At 70.3% G+C, this 13,504-nt stretch carries 16 protein-coding genes and 1 riboswitch; of the genes, 11 read left to right on the forward strand and 5 right to left on the reverse strand.

The features are described from left to right. The first annotated feature begins 2 nt into the window (after window positions 1-2). The 4 genes from BJF85_RS10120 (at window position 3) to BJF85_RS10135 (ending at window position 3,650) form a co-directional block, all read left to right on the forward strand. The gene (locus BJF85_RS10120; RefSeq protein ID WP_075846833.1) at window positions 3-998 is read left to right on the forward strand and encodes a substrate-binding domain-containing protein; all 996 of its coding nucleotides are present in this window, start codon (window positions 3-5) and stop codon (window positions 996-998) included. 113 nt (window positions 999-1,111) lie between these two features. Continuing rightward, window positions 1,112-1,300 carry a hypothetical protein gene (locus tag BJF85_RS10125; protein WP_075846835.1) on the forward strand — a complete coding sequence of 63 codons (189 nt, stop codon included), beginning with the start codon at window positions 1,112-1,114 and terminating at the stop codon, window positions 1,298-1,300. Then, window positions 1,297-2,904 (forward strand): sodium:solute symporter, encoded by a 1,608-nt coding sequence (locus tag BJF85_RS10130; protein ID WP_075846837.1) that lies wholly within the window; start codon window positions 1,297-1,299, stop codon window positions 2,902-2,904. Before BJF85_RS10125 ends, BJF85_RS10130 begins: the two co-directional genes overlap by 4 nt. Further along, window positions 2,901-3,650 (forward strand): TetR/AcrR family transcriptional regulator, encoded by a 750-nt coding sequence (locus BJF85_RS10135; protein WP_083666196.1) that lies wholly within the window; start codon window positions 2,901-2,903, stop codon window positions 3,648-3,650. The genes BJF85_RS10130 and BJF85_RS10135 overlap by 4 nt, the downstream gene beginning before the upstream one ends. Before the next feature lie 16 nt (window positions 3,651-3,666). Here BJF85_RS10135 and BJF85_RS29970 read toward each other — a convergent pair whose 3' ends face one another. The 5 genes from BJF85_RS29970 to BJF85_RS27925 all read right to left on the reverse strand — a co-directional run bounded on the left by BJF85_RS29970 (window position 3,667) and on the right by BJF85_RS27925 (window position 7,527). Next, window positions 3,667-4,128, reverse strand: a complete 462-nt coding sequence (locus BJF85_RS29970; protein WP_255375534.1) for a hypothetical protein — start codon at window positions 4,126-4,128, stop codon at window positions 3,667-3,669. After that, on the reverse strand, window positions 4,125-4,487 hold the full coding sequence (locus tag BJF85_RS29975) for an alpha/beta fold hydrolase (protein ID WP_255375535.1): 363 nt from the start codon (window positions 4,485-4,487) through the stop codon (window positions 4,125-4,127). The genes BJF85_RS29970 and BJF85_RS29975 overlap by 4 nt, the downstream gene beginning before the upstream one ends. Window positions 4,488-4,530: 43 nt before the next feature. Then, window positions 4,531-5,595, reverse strand: a complete 1,065-nt coding sequence (locus BJF85_RS10145) for an oxygenase MpaB family protein (RefSeq protein WP_075846841.1) — start codon at window positions 5,593-5,595, stop codon at window positions 4,531-4,533. 28 nt (window positions 5,596-5,623) lie between these two features. Then, window positions 5,624-6,706 (reverse strand): oxygenase MpaB family protein, encoded by a 1,083-nt coding sequence (locus BJF85_RS10150; RefSeq protein WP_075846843.1) that lies wholly within the window; start codon window positions 6,704-6,706, stop codon window positions 5,624-5,626. A gap of 122 nt (window positions 6,707-6,828) precedes the next feature. Beyond that, on the reverse strand, window positions 6,829-7,527 hold the full coding sequence (locus tag BJF85_RS27925; RefSeq protein WP_158056866.1) for a TetR/AcrR family transcriptional regulator: 699 nt from the start codon (window positions 7,525-7,527) through the stop codon (window positions 6,829-6,831). 136 nt (window positions 7,528-7,663) lie between these two features. Here BJF85_RS27925 and BJF85_RS10160 point away from each other — a divergent pair, with 136 nt between their 5' ends. The 7 genes from BJF85_RS10160 (at window position 7,664) to BJF85_RS31335 (ending at window position 13,498) form a co-directional block, all read left to right on the forward strand. Then, on the forward strand, window positions 7,664-8,698 hold the full coding sequence (locus tag BJF85_RS10160) for an oxygenase MpaB family protein (RefSeq protein ID WP_158056868.1): 1,035 nt from the start codon (window positions 7,664-7,666) through the stop codon (window positions 8,696-8,698). Beyond that, window positions 8,695-9,177: an SRPBCC family protein gene (locus tag BJF85_RS10165; protein ID WP_075846849.1), complete on the forward strand. Its 483-nt coding sequence runs from the start codon at window positions 8,695-8,697 to the stop codon at window positions 9,175-9,177. The genes BJF85_RS10160 and BJF85_RS10165 overlap by 4 nt, the downstream gene beginning before the upstream one ends. Before the next feature lie 102 nt (window positions 9,178-9,279). Next, window positions 9,280-9,472, forward strand: a riboswitch (cobalamin riboswitch). Between the two features lie 32 nt (window positions 9,473-9,504). Further along, complete coding sequence (locus BJF85_RS10170; RefSeq protein WP_075846850.1) at window positions 9,505-10,545, forward strand: ABC transporter substrate-binding protein; 1,041 nt, start codon at window positions 9,505-9,507, stop codon at window positions 10,543-10,545. Then, window positions 10,535-11,593, forward strand: a complete 1,059-nt coding sequence (locus BJF85_RS10175) for an iron ABC transporter permease (protein WP_255375536.1) — start codon at window positions 10,535-10,537, stop codon at window positions 11,591-11,593. The genes BJF85_RS10170 and BJF85_RS10175 overlap by 11 nt, the downstream gene beginning before the upstream one ends. Further along, the gene (locus BJF85_RS10180) at window positions 11,590-12,642 is read left to right on the forward strand and encodes an iron chelate uptake ABC transporter family permease subunit (RefSeq protein ID WP_075846854.1); all 1,053 of its coding nucleotides are present in this window, start codon (window positions 11,590-11,592) and stop codon (window positions 12,640-12,642) included. Before BJF85_RS10175 ends, BJF85_RS10180 begins: the two co-directional genes overlap by 4 nt. Beyond that, window positions 12,639-13,310, forward strand: coding sequence for an ABC transporter ATP-binding protein (locus BJF85_RS10185; RefSeq protein ID WP_369822137.1), 672 nt, complete (start codon window positions 12,639-12,641; stop codon window positions 13,308-13,310). Before BJF85_RS10180 ends, BJF85_RS10185 begins: the two co-directional genes overlap by 4 nt. Then, window positions 13,289-13,498 carry a hypothetical protein gene (locus BJF85_RS31335; RefSeq protein ID WP_369822138.1) on the forward strand — a complete coding sequence of 70 codons (210 nt, stop codon included), beginning with the start codon at window positions 13,289-13,291 and terminating at the stop codon, window positions 13,496-13,498. Before BJF85_RS10185 ends, BJF85_RS31335 begins: the two co-directional genes overlap by 22 nt. Window positions 13,499-13,504: the final 6 nt, after the last annotated feature.

The raw sequence follows: 13,504 nt of genomic DNA on the forward strand, positions 1-13,504 counted from the left end.
CCATGCGCAAGCTACTCGCCCTCGGCGTGACACTGACCCTGACGGTCGCCGCCGGCTGCGGTGTCGAGGTCCGGCAGCCGACCGGTGCCGCCGAGCCCGGGGACGCGCTGCGGCTGGCGGTCGTACCCAAGGCCATCGGGTTCGACTTCTGGGAGCAGGTCCGCATCGGCGCCGAGTGTGCCGCCTCGAAGCATCGTGAGGTCACGATGCACTGGGACGGGGTGACCTCCGAGGACGACGTCAGCGGACAGCAGAGTCTGCTCCAGGACTTCCTCGCCCAGGGCGTCGACGGCCTCGTCTACGCGGCCACCGACGCGCAGGCACTGTCCAATGTGAGCAATACGGCCGTCGACCAGGGCACCACGGTGGTCAACATCGACTCGGGCACGACGCCGCAGCCGAAGGAGGTCCCGGTCTACGCCACCGACAACGTGCAGGCGGCCGAACGGGGCACGGACCTGCTGGCCGAGCAGCTCGGCGGCCGCGGCACCGTGGCGTTCGTCGAGTTCCAGCCCGGCACGAGCACGAACGACACGCGCGGTGAGGGCTTCGAGCGGGGCCTGGCCAAGCATCAGGGTCTCCGGTTGGTGGCGCGGCAGTCGAGCGACAGCGACTACAACAAGGCGCTGCAGGTGACCCAGGACATCCTGACCGCCAACCCGAACCTGGACGGGATCTACGCCGGTAACGAGCCGAGCATGCTCGGCGCCGCCGAGGCCGTACGGCAGGCGGGCAAGGCCGGGGACATCAAGATCGTCGGCTGGGACACCGCGGAGGGGCAGGTCGACGCGCTCCGCGAAGGGGTCGTGACCGGGCTGATCGCTCAGAACCCGTTCGCCATGGGCTACAAGGGGGTCCAGGCGGCCGTCGAGACCATCCGGCACGGCACGTCCGACCGGTCCACCGACACCGGGGCGACGATCATCACGAAGGACAATGTGGACGATCCCGAGGTCCGCACACTGCTCAACCCCAGCTGCGCCAACCCACCACGCTGACCCGCGGCCCGCGCAGGACTCTCGTCCCAGGGTTGACAACGACTCCGACACCCGGGCAAGGTCTGGCACCACGTGTCAGATACCTGACACTACGTGCCAACAAGGGAGTCGGCATGATCATCGCGATCGCGGTCTGGGTCATCGCGCTCACCAGCGGCCTCGTCATCGGCACGCTGCTGTGCTGGCGCGTCGAACGCTCCGGTGTCCGGCGGTGGGGCGCCGGCGGACGGCTCTACGGAACCCGGACGTCCGAAACGGGACCGCACGGTGCCGGTGACGACGCCGAGGCGGTGCGCTCGTGAACGCCTGGTACCTCACCGTCTTCGTCCTCTACCTCGCCTTCCTGCTCGGCTCGTGCCTGATCAGCCTGCGGAAGGTCGAGTCGAACGCCGACTTCACGAGCGGCGGGCACCGCATGGGCCTGTGGGTCGGCGTCGGCACGACGACCGCGACCTGGGTTAGCGTCGCCTCGGTCCTGGGCGTGCCCGGCTACCTCTACAGCACCGGCGTCGCCGCGATCATCGGCTGGGTGGCCGGCTGGTTCTTCGGCTCCGCGCTCATCCCGATCGTCGCCTACAAGGTACGCCGCCCGAAGACTCCCGCGCGCACGTTCCCCGAGTTCGTGCAGATGCGCTACGAACCACGGCAACGCCGCAGCGGTCTGCGTGTGCTCGTCGCGGCGCTCATGCTCGTCGGCTACTTCATCTTCGTCCACCTGCAGGTGGTGGGTTTCGGCATCGTCTTCGAAACCGTCACCGGGGTGCCGTACGAGGTCGCGATCTTCGCCTTCCTGGCGATCCTGCTCGTCACGAGCCTCGGCGGGTTCTGGTCGGTGGCCGCCACCGACGCGGTCAACACGGTCCTCATCGTCACCGGTGTCACGCTCGGCGCGTTCGCCGTCCTCGACGCCGCGGGTGGGTGGAGCACCATCGTCGCGACGCTCGAGACGTCCACGGCCCCCGCGGTCGAGGGTGAGGCACCGATGGAGGCGGGCGTCCTGCTCACCCCGCTCGGCACGTTCGGCTTCGGCGCCCTGCTGTCGATCTTCGTGGCCAACTCGCTCGGCGCGTCGGTCGCGCCGCACTGGGTGACGCGCATGATGGTGCCGCGCAACGTCAAGACCGCCGTCGTGCAGGTGATGATCTCGCTCGGCGTGCTCGTCATGATCTTCGTGCCGCTCATCGTCATCGGACTCGGCGCCAAGACCCTCGTGCCGACCCTGCCCGAGGGCCGCACGACCGACTACATCATGCCGTTCGTCATCATCGAGTACACGCATCCGCTCGTCGGTGCGCTCACGTTGGTGGCGCTCGCCGGTGCCGCCGTGTCGACCGCGAACTCGATGCTGCTGCACTGCGGAACCTCGGTCCACACCGACATCTACGCCACGTTCGCCCGCCGCAAGGCCCCGTCGGCCGGCGGGACGGACCGCACCCGCACGCAGCTGCGGATCGTGGTGCTCGTCCTCGGCGTGCTCGCCGTGCTCAGCGCGATCAACCCGCCGATGCTGCTGGCCATGGGCTTCACCTACGTCTACGGCGGATTCGGCGCGGCGTTCTTCTTCGTCGTCTACTTCGGCCTCTACACCAAGCGCATGAACCGGATGGCCGCCTACGCCAACATCATCCTCGGGCTCGGCACCTTCGGGATCGCGCAGGCGATGGGCGCCGGAAACCCGTTCCTCATCGCACTCGGCGTCGCCGGCGCCGGCGTCCTCGCCGCGATCCTGTGGACCCCCAAGCCCCCGCGCGAGGCCTACGAACCGTATTTCGAGGTCGACGTCCGGCCGGAGACCCAACGCACCCTCGACGACATCATGGGTGGCAACCACGCACCAGCCACGGCCGACCCGGACCACCCGGCCGGCCCAGCCGATCCGCTCGACGCGAAAGCCGGTCACCGATGACACCACACCCCACAACGCAGCCCCGGACAACACAGCGCCCGACGACGCCGCGCCCGACGACACAGCGGTCGGCGGAGACGAAGTACGACATCTCCGAGACCGCGATGGGGCTGTTCCTCGAGCGGGGATACGAGAACGTCACCGTCGAGGACGTGGCCGAGGCCGTGGGCGTGTCCCGGCGGACGATCTTCCGGTACTTCGACAGCAAGGACGAGCTCGCGTTCCCCGATCACACCGAGCGGATCCACCTCGTCGAGAGCAGACTCGCCGAACTGGCGCCCACAGTGGACCCGGTGGAGGCGGTCATCGCCGCCACCGAGGCATCGCTACGGGACTTCCTGCGCCGCCCCGAACTGGCCGTGCGCCGCTACCAGCTGACCCGCATCGTGCCGCAACTACGCGATCGGGAGGTCATCGAGAACGAACGCTACGTCCGCTGCCAGCGCGCGTTCCTCCGCGAACACCTGCCGGCCGGCAGCCCCCACTTCCAATCCGTGGCACTCGCCGCGCTCATCGACGGCATCCACCGGTCGGCACTGGGCAACTGGGTGCGCAGCGAGGGGCGGACCGACGCGCTCGCCGAACTGGCCGAGGGCATGGAATGGGTACGCAGCCTCGTCGAACGCGGCAACGACTCCGCAGGCGACGGCGACGACCCCGGGTTGTTGGTGGCCGTTCTGCCCGACACCGCACGCACCCGCCGCACCCTCACGCAGCTGCGCGACGACGCCAGGGAAAACCTCTGAAGCAGGCAGCCGCGCCTCAGGACACGGTCGACTGCACGCGCGCGAGGATCGCCTCGGCGGCCGCGTCCGGTGCCTGCGTGGGAATCCAGTGCGTCACGCCGTTCAGGACGACGAGCTCGTACGGCCCGGTGACCCAGTTTGCGGTAGCGTCGACCCCGATGCGGTCGACGGCGATGTCGCCGTCGCTCCACACCATCGTGGTGGGCACGCCGACCCGGCCGACGGGCACGGTGAACGGCATCGCCCGGTACCAGGCCAGCCCGCCCGGCAACGCGCCCTCGTCGACGACGTCGCGGCGGAACCGGTCGATGTCGTCGGCGGTCATGCCGCTGGCCCGCAGTTGCCGGATGAGCATGCTCACGGCCCGCTCCGGTATCCAGGGCAGGTTGAAGTAGGCCATGTACCACGACTTGAGCCCCTGTCGGCCCGCCAACGACCGCACGAACGCGCTCGGATGCGGCACCGACAGGGCCGTCACGTCCGCACTCGCTCCGGCCTCCGCGCGGCGAGCGTCCAGGCTGCGGCGGCACCCCAGTCGTGCCCCACCAGATGCACCGGACCTCCGATGGCATCGGCGAGTGCCGCCACGTCGTCGGCCAACACCGACAGTCGATACCGCGCCCGGCCCGCGGGACGGGCGCCCGGCGAATAGCCCCGTTGGTCGGGCGCGAACGTGCGCAGCCCGGCCTCGTGCAACCGCGGCACCACCCGGTCCCACGACCTCGCACGTTCGGGGAAACCGTGCAGCAGCACCACCGGATCGCCGTCGAGCGGCCCGGAGTCGACGACGTCGAAGGTGAGGTCGCCGCGCGCGAAGCGCGTGATCCGTTCGCTCACGACGACCTCATCCTCCGTGTGTCCCGTGCTGCAGCCGTGCGGCTCAGCTCGCCTTGCCGGCCGGGGTGGTCTGGAACTCCAGCACCGGCTCGTGGTGGTGCTTGTCGTAGGGCGTGCGCTCCTGCAGCGCCTCGTACTGTGCACGCGGCGAGGTCATCTCGAAGTGTTCGTAGGCCTCGGCCGGCGTCCACTTCTTGGGCGAGACCGGCGGCACGCCCAGCAGCGCCGGCGCGATGACCGGCGTCGACCGCGGCGTGGTCCGGCGCAGCACGGCGATCTGCGCCTTCCGGTTGCGGCCGTAGAGGCGCATGAGCGGCCGGGTGATCCCGATCGCGACGGCGTCCATGAGCCGCGACTGGCGGGTCGCACCGAGCTTGCGCATCCAGTGCGGCATGGTCGCCTTCACTCCGGCTGCGATGAACCGCGAGATGACCCAGGCCAGCGCCCGCGGCACCGGCTTCGGCACGACGTGCTGGCTCACGTGCAGGATGAAGTCCATCATGTCCTGCGCGACCTCGGACCCGACCAGGCGCGGCCGCCAGTCCTCGAAGTACCGGCGCACCTCGGCACGCGTGCGCGGCACCGTGTCCGGATCGATCGTCTGGAACGCCGCCGCCACCGCGCAGGCCTCCCAGTACTCGTTCTCCTCGGCCTCGCTCAACGTGCCGGGGCCGAACACCTCGTAGGTGTAGAGGATCGAGTGCCACGCCGTCATGTGGATCCACAACTGCGAATCCGGATCGTTGGCGTCGTACTGACCGCCCGTGACCGGCTCCGGCCCGATGGCCCGCGAGTGGATCTTCACCAGCAGCTCGGCCGAGTCGAGCACGGTCTTGGCGTCGGCGAACATCACGGTCGCGAAGTACTGCATCGTCCGGTCGTACCGCAACGCCGGACGCTGCTTGACCTGACCGGAGTGCTCGACCGAGGCGACCAGATTGGGGTCCAACTCCTCGATCACCGTCGCACGGATGAACCCGTGCAACATCGACGTCGGGTAGCCCCACACCTTCCACGCCACCGAGCCCGGGCCGAAGAACCCGGCATCGGCGCGCGGAACCACCTCGGTCTGGGCGGCCGCGATCCGTGCCGCGCGTCCCGTCGCCATGGTTGTCGCCTCCTCGTCCCGGGGAGCCTCAGCTCGCCTTGCCGGCCGGGGTGGTCTGGAACTCCAGCACCGGCTCGTGGTGGTGCTTGCGGTACGGCTCGCGCTTGGCGTCGCGCACAGCCTCGTACTGCTTGCGGGGGGTGGTCATCTCGAAGTGCTCGTACGCCTCGGCGGGCGTCCACTTCTTCGGCGAGGTCGGCGGCACCTCCAGCAGCGCCGGCGCGATGACCGGGGCCGAACGCGGCGTGATCCGGCGCAGGGCATCCAGCTGCAACTTCCGGTTGCCGCGCGCCATCAGGCGCATCACCGGACGCGTGAGCGCGATGATCACGCTGTCCATGACGCGCGACTGCGGGGTCGCCCCGATCTTGCGCATCCAGTGCGGCATGGTCGCCTTCACCCCGGCACCGACGAACCGCGACACGACCCGGCGTAGAACCTTGGGCACGGGCTTGGGCACGAGGTACTGGCTGGCGTAGAGGATGAAGTCCATCATGTCCTGCGCGACCTCGGTACCGGCCAGGCGCGGCCGCCAGTCCTCGAAGTACCGGCGCACCTCGTCCCGGCTCCGCGGCACCGCCTCGGGGTCGATCGTCTGGAACGCCGCGGCGATCGCGCAGGCCTCCCAGTACTCGGCCTCCTCGGCCTCGCTGAGCTTGCCCGGACCGAACATCTCGTAGGTGTAGAGAATCGAGTGCCACGCCGTCATGTGGATCCACAGCTGCGAATCCGGGTCGTTCGCGTCGTACTGCCCGCCCGTGACCGGCTCCGGACCGATCGCCCGCGAGTGGATCTTCACGAGCAGTTCGGCCGAATCGAGCACGGTCTTGGCGTCGGCGAACATCACCGTCGCGAAGTACTGCATCGTCCGGTCGTAGCGCAGCGCCGGACGCTGCTTGACCTGGCCCGAGTGGTCGACGGAGGCGACCAGATAGGGGTCCAACTCCTCGATGACCGTGGCACGGATGAACCCGTGCAGCATCGCCGTCGGGTACAGCCAGACCTTCCAGGCCACCGACCCGGGACCGAAGAACCCGGCGTCGGCGTGGGGCTTCACCACGTCACCGGTGTGTCCACCCGTGTTCCGCGTTCCCGCGCGCACGTCCGCCATGACATTCGCCTCCTACGACCCCATCGGCGTTACTTGAAGTAACTGTAACTCGAAGTCACAGGTGGAGCCAAGCAGGCGTGGCCGAATTGTGGTCGGCGTGAACGAATGTGCAGCTCAGCGGGCTATTCGCCCACCGACTGGGCGAGTCCGCCCGCGGCCAGCACCTGCGTCCCCTGCTGAACGACGGCGACGACGTCCTCGGGACTGAGCCTCGCCCGCGCGCCCCCGAGCGCCAGTGCGGCGACCCCGTTCCAGGCGCCGAAGAGGAAGAACGACATCAGTCGCGCGTCCAGCGGCGCCGCCTGACCTGCGTCCACGGCGGCCTGAATACGCGCCTCGAACGCGGCGCGCAGCTCCTCGATGCGCTCGTCGACCTCGACGTCGAACGCGGTGGCCGTCTCCCGCGTGCCGGCGGTGCACAGGTAGCGCACCAACGCGGGATGGTCGACGAGCAGTTGCAGATACGTCGCTCCCGCGGCGACGACCTGTTCGGCGGGTGTGCCCTCCGCCGCGTAGGCGGCCGTGAGGTCCTCCATCGCCACCTCGAGCAGGCGCTGCATCGTCGCGGCGATGAGGGCGTCCTTCGTACCGAAGTGCAGGTAGATCGTCGCCGCCGACACCCCGGCGCGCTCGGCGACCTCCTCGATCCGGACGTTCAGATCGGGCGCGTCGGCCAACGCCTGCTCGGCGGCGTCGAGGATCGCGGTGCGGGTACGCGCGCGCCGGCGCGCACCGCGGGCACGGGGTTCCGAATCCCGGGCCGCAGCCCCGTGTTCGGAGGCACGCTGTTCGGGGGCGGGATCCTCTGCTGAGCCGGACATGGCCACACCGTAGGCCGTCGAGGGTCCGGTGCCCGGCCTTGCGTGCGGCGATCCGAGCAATTTAGAGTCAGACTCAAGTTTACTGTCAACCGTGCCGCACGGACGCGGCGAGGAGTGGTCGTCAATGGTGTCGTCGGTGTCGTCGGAGTCGGGCCCGCAGGCCGGTGCGCAGGAGCGGCGTCAGCCCCTGGCCGAGTACTGGGAAGACCGGACCATGTCGGTGGCCGATGTCCGGAAGCTCATCACCGAGCTCGACCCGGTGGACAACGACGTGGAGATCACCCACCTGTCGCTCGAGGTCGTCGTGCCGCCGATGTTCGCGCACGCCGCCTTCACGGGTGGCACGGCGCGCGGCATGATCCACCCCGCCGAGGCGACCGTGGGCTACCGCAAGGGCACCGGCGACGGCATCGTCCGCCCGCACCACCGCGACAACGACACGCTCGCGTTCTTCGGCCTGTTCATGCGCGAGGGTTACCGCAGCGACGCCGCGCAGGCCGTGTTCGACCGTGTCCAGCAGATCCACCACGACGTCAACGGCCTGCACAACGACCTGCAGCTGCACATCCTGGGACTGCTGACCTTCGAACCGGACCGCTACGTCGAAGGTCTCGGCGCGCCCGGGTTCTTCACCGACCGGGAGAAGTACGCCCGCTACAACTTCTGGAAGGGCGTCGGCACGGGTATGGGCATCACCGACATCCCCGGCTCGTACCACGAGTTCCAGCTGTGGGTGGAGGACTTCGAGCGCAGGACCTTCAAGCCTTCGAAGGCGGCGCGGGAGATCTACCGGGGACAGACGCGCAGCTTCTCGCGCTACTTCCCCGGCCCCACCAGGATCCTCGCACCGCACGTACTCACCGCCGGCCTGTCGCCGATGACGAAGCAGGCGGTCGACGCCGACCCGGCGTGGCCCGGTGTGCACAAGGCGCTCTGCGCGGGCATGGCCGCGATGCGCGGCACGGAGCGGTTCCGCAAGACCAATCTGAGCCGCACGTGGGTCTCGCAGTTCAGCAGGCTCGGCGAGAACCCGGACATCCACGCGCTGGGCTACCAGCACGACGTGACCTCCGACCGCCGTTACCAGAAGGCCGGCCCGGCCGAGGCCGGCTACCGCTACACCGTGGCCCGCGGACTCGAGTCCGCCGCACAGGAGGAATCGCGCGCATGAGCACCGAACGGGACGTCAGCACCGAACGGGAGTTCTACGCCGAGGTGCTGATCGACGCCCCGCCCGAGCGGGTGTGGGCCGTGCTCACCGATTTCCGCCATCTCGCGGCGGCGAGTCCGGAGCTGCTGGCCATGACGCCCGTCAAACCGGGCGGGCTGCGCAGGGGCCAGTGGTACATCGGCTGGAACCGGCGCAAGGTCGTGGTTTGGCCCACGCGCAACGTGATCGACGACGTCGCCGCGCCGTCCCGGCTCAGTTGGGTGACAACCACCAGCGGTGCCCGGTGGAGCTTCGAACTGTTGACCGAGGACGGCGGCACGCGGCTCGTACAGCGGCGCAGCGTGCCGCGGCAGCTGACCGCGATGGGCAAGCTGTTCGCCGGCCTGTTGCTGGGCGGCGGCGCGCAGCACGCCGACGAACTCGAATCCTCCACCGAACCCACGCTCGCCCACCTCAAGCGGGTCGCCGAAGCCGGCTGAGGCCCAACCCACCTCGTGCCTCACCGCGTGAGCACCCCTCGGAAGCGGCCGCTGGGTCCTGGCCTGTGGGAGTACACACAGCCCGACCCGGCGGCCGGGGTGTTAGGTTCGTCGAGCCGTGGTGCACGGGAATCCGGTGGAAAACCGGAGCGGCCCTCGCCACTGTGATTCGGGAAGCGCTGCGTCATTCGTCGCCGGTTCGGCGGCAGCCACTGGAACGCGAGTTCCGGGAAGGCCGACGCATCCGCGGTAGTACCCGTCAGCCAGGAGACCGGCCACGGCACCGAACGACCCGAATCCACGAGGAGCTGGAGGGGCGGGCTGACGATGTCGCCGTCTACACGTATTTCCGTTGCGATCCTGTCCGTGTGCGCACTGGTCCTGACCGGCTGCGCGCCACCCGAGCCCGACGGGCAGGAGGAAGCCGGCGGCGCGGCGGCGCTGAGCCGCGAGAACTGCGGGATCGACGTGGCGGTCGACGAACCGCCCGAGCGGATCTACGCCGCCTACCATCCGGCGATCGAGCTCGCCCATGCGCTGGGCGTCAGCGATCGACTGGTCGGCACGGCGTTCCTGGACGCCAAGGTGCTGCCGGAGTACGCCGAGCAGCAGGCCGAGGTCGAGTACGTACCGAGTCTGCCGAGCAGGGAGGCCCTGCTGCAGACCGATCCGGACTTCGTGCTGTCGGGCTTCAACGGGTTCTTCGCCCACGAGAGCCCGGACAGTTCCGTCGGCACGCGCGCGAGCCTGCGCGAACTGGGCGTGCAGAGCTGGATCCTGTCGCCGGTGTGCCCCAGCGAGGACGGGCTCACCGACCAGTCGATCGATCCGGCCACGGTCACCGTCGAGAGCATCTACGAGGATGTGCGCGATCTCGGCACGCTGTTCGGTGTCGAGGAGCGGGCCGAGGAGGTGGTCGACGACCTCCGCACGCGGATCGCCGCCGTCGAGGAGGCCGTCGCGGGCGCGGACCGTCCGTCGGTCGCGATCGTGTCCCCCGGTGAGGACGGAAACTACCGGATCGCCAGCGGCATGGACTTCGGTTCCCACATCATCGAGAGGGCCGGCGGCACCAACGCGTTCGGCGATCTGACCCGGCAGCGCAACATGGACGTCGGCGTCGAGGAACTCCTCAAGCGGGACCCGGACGTGATCCTCACCGACCTGTGCTGTGATGCGCAGCTGACCGAGAAGGACGCACAGTCCGATGTCGACACCCTGCTGCGCGATCCGGCGCTGGCCGGGTTGACGGCGGTCGAGCACGAGGCGGTGTATCCGTTCCTGTTCGCCGACCGCAGTGCCGGTGTGCGCGCCGCCCACAGCATCGAGCAGGTCGCCGCCAGGATCCACCCCGAGCTTGTCGACTGACCGGGCCGTGTCGAACGCGCAGCGGGCCCCGCGGCCCGAGACGCTCCCGGGTGCGGTGTCCACTAATCGGGCACCGCTGCATCCGCTGTGGTTGCTGCCGGCCGTCGCCGCGACGTGCGTACTGTCCATTGTGGTCGGGAACTATCCGGCACCGGTGACCGAGGCTCTGACGGCGGTCTTCTCCCCCGCGCCGGCGAGGTCGACCGGGTCGTGCGGGAGGTGCGGATTCCCCGCACGCTCACGGGCCTGCTGGCCGGGGCCGCGCTCGGCGTCGCCGCGCGTGATGCAGGGGCTGACGCGCAATCCGTTGGCGGGTCCGGGAATTCTCGGCATCAACGCCGGCGCGTCGTTGGCCGTGGTCGTGGCGCTCGCGCTCGGCGTGACCGCGGTCGAGGGGTACCTGTGGTTCGCGTTCGCCGGCGCGGGCGTGGCCGCCGCGTTCGTGTACACCCTCGGTTCCCTCGGCCAGGGCGGTGCCACGCCGGTGAAACTGGCGCTGGCGGGCGCGGCGTTCAGCGCCATGGTCGGGTCGATGACGACGATCGTGACGCTGCTCGACGCTGCGACCCTCAATGACTACCGGTTCTGGGTCATCGGTTCGCTGACCCGCGCCGACGGCGGCGACCTGTCGGCGGTCGCCCCGTTCCTGCTGGTCGGTTTCGTGCTGGCGCTCGCGGCGAGCGGCAGCCTCAACGTGGTCGCATTGGGCGACGACATGGCGCGCAGTCTGGGCGCCCGCCTCGTCGCCGTGCGGGTGCTCTCGGCGGTGTCGGTGCTGCTCCTGGCCGGGGCGGCGACCGTGATCGCCGGTCCGATCGCGTTCATCGGCCTGGCCGTACCGCACATCGCGCGGGCGATCGCCGGTCCCGATTACCGGTGGATCCTGCCCTACTGCGCGCTGATCGGCCCGATCCTGCTGCTGGCCGCCGACGTGCTCGGCCGCGTGGCGGTGCAACCGGAGCAGCTGCAGGTCGGCATCGTGACCGGTCTCGCGGGCGCGCCGTTCTTCCTTTATCTGGTGCGCAACCGGAAGGTGGCTGCCCTGTGACGCCCCAACGGGACACCGTGTTCCTGCGTGGCGGCACCGACACCGTCGTGCTGCGTCTGAGCCTGCGTTCGACACGCGTGGCCGTGCTCGCGTGGGCGGGTGCACTGACGCTGGCGTCGCTGTCGCTCGGTATGGGCGAGTTCGAGCTGACGTGGGCCGACACGCTGCGCGTGCTCGGCGGTGGCGGCACGCTCATCGAGTACGACGTCGTGGTCGGCGACCGGCTGCCCCGGGTCGTCACGGCGCTGGCCGTGGGTGCCGCCTTCGCCCTCTCCGGTGCGATCCTGCAACGGATCGCCGCCAACCCGCTGGTCAGCCCGGACATCATCGGCATCAACACCGGCGCCTCGTTCGGGGCGCTGTTGGTGATGACCGTGCTGGGCGGCGCGGGAGCCGGCCTCGTGCTGGGCGCGCTGGCCGGCGCGGCGGCCACCGGCACGGCGATCGTCCTCATCGCACTCAAACAGGGCCTCACCGGCTACCGCCTCGTGCTGGTCGGCATCGGCATCGCGGCGATGCTCTCGTCGGCGACGTCCTACCTGCTGGCGCAGACGAACTACCACCAGATCATCAGCGCCGCGGCGTGGCTGACCGGCAGCCTCGCCAACCGCAGCGCCCTGCACGTGACGGTCATCGGGACCACCCTGGCGATCCTCGTGCCGGCATTGCTGGTGCTGAGCCGGCACCTGCGGGTCCTCGAGCTCGGCGACGACCTCGCCCGCGCGCTCACCGGAGGGCCCCACCGCATCCGCCTCGCGTTGATCGGCATCGCGGTCGTGCTGGCGGCCATGGCGACGGCCTCGGCCGGGCCGATCGCGTTCATCGCGCTCGTCGCCCCGCAGATCACTCGTCGGCTCGTTCCGCACCAGCCGGTCCCCCTCGCGCCGACCGCCGCCGTCGGCGCGCTGCTGCTCATCGCCTCGGACCTGCTCGCCCGCCTGGCCTTCGCCCCGACCGAGCTTCCCGTCGGGGCCGTCACCGGAGTCCTCGGCGCTCCGGTGCTCTTCTACCTCCTCGCCCGCGCCAACCGGATCGGACGCACCGGATGAACCCCAGCACCACCTCGACCGCGAACCCTGCCGCGGCCACCGAGACCACCGCGGCGACCGAACTGTCCACAACGGACCTGACGCTCGGCTACGGCGCCGAGGCGATCGTCCGCGACGTCTCGTTGACGGTGCCGCCGGGCCGGATCACCGCGATCATCGGCGCCAACGGCAGCGGCAAGTCCACGCTGCTGCGCGGCCTGGCCCGGCTGATGAACCCGCGCCGCGGCGCGGTGCTGCTCGACGGCCAGGACATCGCCCGGCTACCCCCGAAGACCCTCGCGCAGCGGCTGGGCCTGCTGCCCCAGCAACCGCTTGCACCGGACGGCATCACGGTGGCCGACCTGGTGGGCCGCGGCCGGCATCCACACCAGCGCTGGTTCCGGCACCTCAGCGACGCCGACGCCGCGGCCGTCGCCGACGCCATGGCGGCCACGGGCGTGGCCGAGCTGGCCGACCGTCCGGTGGACGAGCTGTCCGGCGGGCAGCGCCAGCGCGTGTGGCTCGCCCTGGCCGTCGCACAGGACCCCGACGTCATGCTGCTCGACGAGCCCACCACCTACCTCGATCTGGCCCACCAGATCGAGGTGCTCGAACTGCTCACGCGGCTCAACGGCACCACCACCCAGGGCGCCCCGGGCGCACGACCGTGCTCGTCCTGCACGACCTGAACCTGGCCGCCCGCTACGCCGACCACCTCGTGGCCGTCACCGACGGACGGATCGCCGCGGAGGGCGCGCCCGCCGACGTCCTCACCCCCGAGACGATCGCCGCGGTCTTCGCCCTCAACTGCGACGTCATCGACGACCCGCGCACGGGCGCCCCGGTGATCCTGCCCCGGCCGCCCGCCGCCGACTGAGCCGCG

The sequence above is a fragment of the Saccharomonospora sp. CUA-673 genome (assembly GCF_001942305.1).
In the GTDB taxonomy this organism is placed as follows: domain Bacteria; phylum Actinomycetota; class Actinomycetes; order Mycobacteriales; family Pseudonocardiaceae; genus Prauserella.